General features: G+C 74.2%; 7 protein-coding genes. All 7 read right to left on the bottom strand.

The annotated features are described in order from the left end of the window. Positions 1-462 (bottom strand): CHAD domain-containing protein (locus IE312_RS43475; protein ID WP_229900887.1); only part of this gene is annotated, 462 nt, incomplete at its 3' end. After that, positions 443-2,857 carry an RNA degradosome polyphosphate kinase gene (locus IE312_RS36775; RefSeq protein WP_189986666.1) on the bottom strand — a complete coding sequence of 805 codons (2,415 nt, stop codon included), beginning with the start codon at positions 2,855-2,857 and terminating at the stop codon, positions 443-445. The genes IE312_RS36775 and IE312_RS43475, both read right to left, overlap by 20 nt. Before the next feature lie 138 nt (positions 2,858-2,995). Beyond that, positions 2,996-3,859, bottom strand: a complete 864-nt coding sequence (locus IE312_RS36770; RefSeq protein WP_189986665.1) for an ABC-2 membrane transporter-related protein — start codon at positions 3,857-3,859, stop codon at positions 2,996-2,998. Next, entirely contained in the window at positions 3,856-4,881 is a 1,026-nt protein-coding gene (locus tag IE312_RS36765; RefSeq protein WP_189986664.1) for an ABC-2 membrane transporter-related protein, read from the bottom strand. Before IE312_RS36765 ends, IE312_RS36770 begins: the two co-directional genes overlap by 4 nt. Further along, positions 4,878-5,798 carry an ABC transporter ATP-binding protein gene (locus IE312_RS36760; protein ID WP_189986663.1) on the bottom strand — a complete coding sequence of 307 codons (921 nt, stop codon included), beginning with the start codon at positions 5,796-5,798 and terminating at the stop codon, positions 4,878-4,880. The genes IE312_RS36765 and IE312_RS36760 overlap by 4 nt, the downstream gene beginning before the upstream one ends. Further along, on the bottom strand, positions 5,795-6,181 hold the full coding sequence (locus tag IE312_RS36755) for a GntR family transcriptional regulator (RefSeq protein ID WP_189986662.1): 387 nt from the start codon (positions 6,179-6,181) through the stop codon (positions 5,795-5,797). The genes IE312_RS36760 and IE312_RS36755 overlap by 4 nt, the downstream gene beginning before the upstream one ends. 98 nt (positions 6,182-6,279) lie before the next feature. Continuing rightward, positions 6,280-6,558 (bottom strand): GNAT family N-acetyltransferase (locus IE312_RS43470; protein ID WP_229900886.1); only part of this gene is annotated, 279 nt, incomplete at its 5' end.

Genomic DNA, 6,558 nt, shown 5'->3' with positions numbered 1-6,558 from the left:
GCCGCGTTCCGCCGTCGCCGTCGCGCCGGCGGTGCGGCCGGGCGCCGGCTGCCCCGGGACGGGCGCCGCCCCGGCCGCACTCCTGCCCGCGGCGACGCCCGCCTGCTCCGGCAGCACGGCCGCGCCCGACAGCCGGTGCAGTGCCAGCAACAGCCGTTCCAGCCGGGCCTCGTAGGCGCGCTCCAGCCCCAGCGTGCCGGACAGCCAGGCCAGTTCCGGCCGGATCTCCTCGGACCAGTCGGTGTCGAGGAGGGGCCGGAAGGTGTGCAGGCTGCCGCTGATGCGGCGGGCCGAGCGGCGCAGCGCGCGGGCCGCGTCGACGGGCCCCTCCGGGCCGCCCTCCCGGTGCAGGCGCAGGGCGCGGAGGAACTCCATGGCCTGGGCGCGCAGATAGGCCGCGAGGGCCTCGCCGGGCACCGCGTCGGCCGCGCGGTCCGTCGGGTCAGGGTGTCGCTGTGCCACGCCGGCGCCTCCGGGCGTCTATGAGCATCTCCTGGACGTTGCGCAGGGGCTGGCCGTCCGTGTCGGTCGCGTGCCGTGTCCACTCGCCGTCCGGGCCGAGGTGCCAGGAGGCGGTTCCGTCGGACATGCCGGTGTCCAGCAGTCGGTTGAGGGCCGCGCGGTGGCCGGGGTCGACGACCCGGACCAGGGCCTCTATCCGGCGGTCGAGGTTGCGGTGCATCATGTCGGCGCTGCCGATCCACACCTCCGGTTCGCCGCCGTTGCCGAAGGCGAAGAGCCGGGAGTGCTCCAGGAAGCGGCCGAGGATGGAGCGGACCCGGATGTTCTCCGACAGGCCGGTGACGCCCGGGCGGACGGCGCAGATGCCCCGCACCCAGATGTCGACCGGGACGCCCGCCCGGGAGGCCCGGTAGAGCGCGTCGATGACCGCCTCGTCCACCATCGAGTTGACCTTGATGCGCACGAACGCCGGGCGGCCCGCACGGTGGTGCTGGACCTCCTTGTCGATCCGCGCGACCAGGCCGTCGCGCAGGGACTTGGGGGCGACCAGCAGACGGCGGTAGGTCTCGCGGCGCGAGTAGCCGGACAGCCGGTTGAAGAGGTCGGAGAGGTCGGCGCCGACCTGCGGGTCGGCGGTGAGCAGGCCGAGGTCCTCGTACAGCCGGGCGGTCTTCGGGTGGTAGTTGCCGGTGCCGACGTGGCTGTAGCGGCGCAGGGTCTCGCCCTCCTGGCGGACCACCAGGGACAGTTTGCAGTGCGTCTTCAGGCCGACCAGGCCGTACACGACGTGGCAGCCGGCCTCCTCCAGCTTGCGCGCCCACTTGATGTTGGCGTGCTCGTCGAAGCGGGCCTTGATCTCGACCAGGACGAGGACCTGCTTGCCGGACTCGGCGGCGTCGATGAGCGCGTCGACTATGGGGGAGTCGCCGGAGGTGCGGTACAGGGTCTGCTTGATGGCGAGGACGTCCGGGTCGGCGGCCGCCTGCTCCAGGAAGGCCTGCACGGAGGTGGAGAAGCTGTCGTAGGGGTGGTGCAGGAGCACGTCCCGGGCGCGCAGGGCCGCGAAGATGTCGGGCGGGGAGGCGGACTCGACCTCGGCGAGGTCGCGGTGGGTGCCGGCGACGAACTTCGGGTACTTCAGCTCCGGCCGGTCGAGGCCGTGGATGCGGAAGAGGCCGGTGAGGTCGAGCGGGCCGGGCAGCGGGTAGACCTCGGCCTCGGAGATCTTCAGCTCGCGCACCAGCAGGTCCAGCACCTCGCGGTCGATGGACTCCTCGACCTCCAGGCGCACCGGCGGGCCGAAGCGGCGCCGCATGAGCTCCTTCTCCAGGGCCTGCAGCAGGTTCTCGGTGTCGTCCTCCTCGACCTCCAGGTCCTCGTTGCGGGTGATCCGGAAGGCGTGGTGCTCCAGGATCTCCATGCCGGGGAACAGCTCTTCGAGGTGGTTGGGGGCGGCGATGACGTCCTCGATGGGGACGTAGCGGCCCGGGGAGGCCTCCAGGAAGCGGGTCAGCAGCGGCGGCACCTTCACGCGCGCGAAGTGCTTGTGGCCGCTCACCGGGTTCCGCACGACGACGGCCAGGTTCAGGGACAGGCCGGAGATGTACGGGAAGGGGTGCGCGGGGTCGACGGCCAGCGGGGTGAGGACCGGGAAGATCTGGTGCCGGAACAGCGTGAAGAGGCGGGCCTGCTCCTTCTCGGTCAGCTCCGACCAGCGGACCAGGTGGATGCCCTCGTCGGCGAGCGCGGGGGCGACGTCCTCGTGGTAGCAGGCGGCGTGCCGGGCCATCAGCTCGCGGGAGCGGGCCCAGATCATCTCCAGCACCTCGCGCGGCTGGAGCCCGGAGGCGGAGCGGGTGGCGACGCCGGTGGCGATGCGGCGCTTCAGGCCGGCCACCCGGACCATGAAGAACTCGTCCAGGTTGCTGGCGAAGATCGCGAGGAAGTTCGCGCGTTCCAGCAGGGGCGTGTTCGGGTCCTCGGCCAGCTCCAGGACGCGCTCGTTGAACGCCAGCCAGCTGCGCTCGCGGTCGAGGAAGCGGCCCTGGGGCAGGGGGGCGCCCCCGGACCGGTCCTCCTCGTACGCGTCGAGATCCGCGTCGAGGTCGGGTTCCAGGTCGGACACGGCGGCGGCCACGGCGCGCTGGCGGTGCGCGGCGAGGGAGCCCACGGACGGCTGGGGGTGCGGATGGTCGCTGGGGCCCGCAGGGCCTCCGCCGGTGGCGGTGGCGGGTGACGGGTGGGCGTCTGCCTGGGTGTCTTGCTGCCTCATGAACCCATTCTTCCGCGCGACGGGCGGCACAGGCGCGTCGGATCGTGCGGGCGGGAGCGTGACGGCCCCGTTCCCCGCGGGCCCCTCGGGAGGCGGCGAAGGCTCTGGCACGGCGGGCTGCATTGGCCGAGCGTCGCAAGCCAGCCTGAATCAATGGTTACGGCGACATGACGTGCGGGATATGGCGGGGCGGCCCACGGGCGTCCGGGGCGCCGCCGCGGTTCGCCCCTCCCCCCGTGGAGGGGCGAACCGCGGCGGAGGTCAGGCCGTGCGCCGGCGCACCAGCGCGAAGGCGGCGGCGGTGGTGAGCGCGGCGACGGCCAGCACGATGCCGGTCTCCATCAGGTGCAGCGGCCAGAAATGGGACGGCGGGTGGTAGGTGGCCCAGTGTCCGCCGCCGGCGGTCCGGCCCCGCGCCACCTCCCAGGCACTGTTGTCCAGCTCGAACGGGTGCGGCTCGGTCCGGGTGAGCCTCGGCCACAGGTAGGGGCGGACGTGGGCCAGGAGGAGGTGGAGCAGCCCCGTCGCGCCCAGGGACACGGCCAGCGCGGGCAGCGTGCGGCGCAGCAGGAGCGCGGTGAGCGCGCCGACCGCCAGGGCGCACAGGGCGTACGCCGGTGTGGCCGGGCCGCGGGCCAGGAAGATGCCGCCGAAGGACCAGTCGTCACCGAGGCGCAGGTCGCGGTGGGGTGTCCAGCCCCAGCGGAAGGCCGCCACCAGGGTGCCGTCGCCGGCTGTGAGCGCCAGCGCGGGCACGGTGAGCTTCGCGGCCAGCCAGCGGGTGGGCGTCACCCCTTGCGTCCAGGCCAGTGCGGCCGTGCCGTTCTCCAGCTCGCGGCCGATGAGGGCGCCGCCGGCGTAGGCGGCGACGGCGAGGAAGCCGTAGCCGATCACCGAGGCGACGTAGCCGAGGCGTTCGCCGTAGACCCAGCCGAGGTAGGGGATGTTGCACAGGTCGCGCACCGGGTCGCAGGTCGTCTCCAGGTGCCGGATGTGCGGGGCGCTGACCCCGCCCAGCCATCCCAGCCAGCCGAGCACGGCCGTGACGAACAGCGTCCAGCAGGCCAGGGTGGTGCGGTGCAGGCGCAGCACCGTGCGGTGCAGGGCCGGTGCGGCGGCGCTCATGCGGCGGCCCCCTCGCGGCCGGGGCGGGTGCCGCCGGTCGTGGTCCGGTGGTGCAGCAGCCGGAGCGCGGCCAGGGCCAGCAGAACCGCGAGGGCGAGGAGCACGCCGGTCGAGGCCAGCTGGAGGGGCCAGCGGTGGGAGTAGGGGTGGTAGTCGATGTAGAAGCCGACCGTGCCCCGCCGGTCGTTGAGGGCCTGGCACTGCGGGCTGAGATCGACGGTGCAGGTGGGGACCGGCCGGTGGGCACCGCCCTCGGTGACGATGCCCTCCGCGACCTTGATGCCCGAGTACGAGGGGAAGCCCCGGCGTCCGCTGACGCTGGTGGCGACCGGCCACAGGTGCGGCAGGGCCGTGTGGACGCCGATCCACAGCACGGCCGTGGACAGCGCGGAGACGCACAGCGCGACGAGCGAGCGGCCCACGAGCAGCCCGACGAGCGCGCCGATGAGCAGGCCGGCCAGCGCCAGGCCGGCGATCAGCGGGCCGCCGGTGTAGAAGGTGGGCACGTCGTCCCAGGACTTGGCGGTGGGGACCCGGCCGCGCCCCGCCGACCAGGCCGCGTGGTGCAGCATGCCCAGCAGGGCGGTGCCGGCGGCGACCAGGAGGGCCGGGACGGTGAGCCGGGCGGCGAGCCACCGCAGCGGGGTGACGCCCTGGGTCCAGGCGAGCCGTGCCGTGCCGGTCTCCACCTCGCGGCCGGTCAGGGCGGCGCCCGCCCAGGCGGCGGCCAGGAACGGGAGCAGGAGCAGGGCCATGGTCGTGTACTGGTACACGTCCTTGTAGCGCAGGATCGCGTCCTGGTCGTACCGGCACGGGCGGCCCCGCCCGCAGGTGGCGTCGTAGTCGTGCCAGGCCGTCGCGGCGGCGTCGGTGAGCGGCCCCCACAGCCACAGCAGCGCGCCGGCCAGGCCGGCGACGAGGACGGCCCAGGCGCACAGGGCGGGGCGGTGCAGGCGCAGCAGCCAGCGGACCTGGCGCGGGGCGGGGCGCGCCGGGGCGGGGGTGCTCAGGGCGGCGGTCACGCGGCGTGCTCCTCGTTCCGGGCGGTTGCGGCGTCCTCCGCGTCCCCGGCGGCGGTCAGGGCGGGGGCCGCGGGGTTGCGCAGGTGGGCGAGGACCAGTTCCTCCAGGGAGGGCGTGGCGGTGCGCCAGTCGTCGCCGAGCGCTCCGGCGGGACGGATCAGCGCGGTGAGCTGCCGCCCGGTGACCCGGGACTCGACCACGGTGTGCGCGTCCAGCGCGTCCGGTGTGCCGGCGCCGGTCACCCGCAGGTGGGCGGCGAGCAGGTCGTCGATCTCACCGGCCAGCCGGATCCGGCCGCCGCCGACGAGCAGCAGGTGGTCGCAGGAGTCCTCCAGCTCGGCGACGACGTGCGAGGACATCGCGATGGTGGTGCCGTACTGGGCGGCCTGTGCCATCAGCGTGCCCATCAGCTCGTGCCGGGCCAGGGGGTCCAGGTCGGCCATCGGCTCGTCCAGGAGCAGCAGTTCGGGCCGTTTACCGAGGGCGAGGGCGAGCGCGACCCGGGTGCGCTGGCCGCCGGAGAGGGAGCGCACCCGGGCCCCGGGGTCGAGGTCGCCGCCCGCGACGACCTGTTCGGCGCCGGCCGCGTCCCAGCGCCCGGGGTTGAGGTCGGCGCCCATGCGCAGCGTCTCGGCGATGGTGAGCTGCGGGTACAGCGGTTTGTCCTGGGCGACGTAGCCGACCCGGGGGCGGGCGGCGGCCGGGGTGGTGCCGAGGACGGTCACGCTGCCCTCGGTGGGGACGGTGAGGCCGGCGGCCAGGGCCAGCAGCGTGGACTTGCCGGCGCCGTTGGGGCCGACGACCGCGCACACGCGTCCGGCGGGCAGCCGGAACGAGCAGTCCCGCAGGGCCCAGCCGCCCCGCAGGCCGAACCGTTTCCCCAGGGCGTCGGCCCTCAACGCCGTGTCGCTGCTCATGTCGGGTCTCCCTGGAAGTGCTGGTCGAGTACGGCAGTGAAGAGTGCGGCCACGTCCTCGCGCTCCAGGCCGGCGGCGCGGGCGCGGTCCGCCCAGGCCTCCAGCTCGGTGCGCAGCGGGGAGTCGGCGGGGCCGGTGCCCAGGGACCGCCGGACGAAGGTGCCGAGGCCGCGGCGGGCCTCCACCAGGCCCTCGCGTTCCAGTTCGCGGTACGCCTTCAGCACGGTGTTGGGGTTGATGGCGGTGGCCTCCACGACCTCGCGCGCGGTGGGCAGCCGGTCGCCCGGCCGCAGCAGGCCCATGCGCAGGGCCTGTTTGGTCTGCTGGACGATCTGCACATAGGTGGCCACGCCGCTGTGCCGGTCGATGCGGTACTCGACCACCGGGTCCCACCTTTCACTAATTGAGTAGTGAAAGGGTGCTGCAAAAGAGGGGCGGCCGTCAAGACGGCCGCCCCTCTTGCCCCGTACCGGGGAAGCTGTCAGGTCTCGGTGCGGTACATCAGGTCCGTCTCGTGGACCGTGAAGCCCAGACGCTCGTAGACCGACACCGCCGCCTTGTTGTCGGCGTCGACGTAGAGCATCGCGGTCGGCAGCTGCTGGGCGGCCAGATGGCGCAGGCCGACGGTGGTCAGGGCCTTGCCGAGGCCGCCGCCCTGCTCACCGGGCCGCACCCCGAGGACGTACACCTCGCCGAGCCCCTCCTCGGCGTGCACCTTGGTCCAGTGGAAGCCGATCAGCTCCCCGCGCCGCTCGGCGAG

The organism is Streptomyces capoamus (assembly GCF_014654935.1).
In the GTDB taxonomy this organism is placed as follows: Bacteria; Actinomycetota; Actinomycetes; order Streptomycetales; family Streptomycetaceae; genus Streptomyces; species Streptomyces capoamus.
The sequence above is the reverse complement of the archived record's forward strand: the minus strand, read 5'-3'. Positions and strand labels throughout refer to the sequence as shown.

Bases quoted from the DNA above. Each gene is read 5' to 3' on its own strand.
- IE312_RS36770 (WP_189986665.1), bottom strand. From the start codon at position 3,859: ATGAGCGCCGCCGCACCGGCCCTGCACCGCACGGTGCTGCGCCTGCAC.
- IE312_RS36775 (WP_189986666.1), bottom strand. From the start codon at position 2,857: ATGCAGCCCGCCGTGCCAGAGCCTTCGCCGCCTCCCGAGGGGCCCGCG.
- IE312_RS36760 (WP_189986663.1), bottom strand. From the start codon at position 5,798: ATGAGCAGCGACACGGCGTTGAGGGCCGACGCCCTGGGGAAACGGTTC.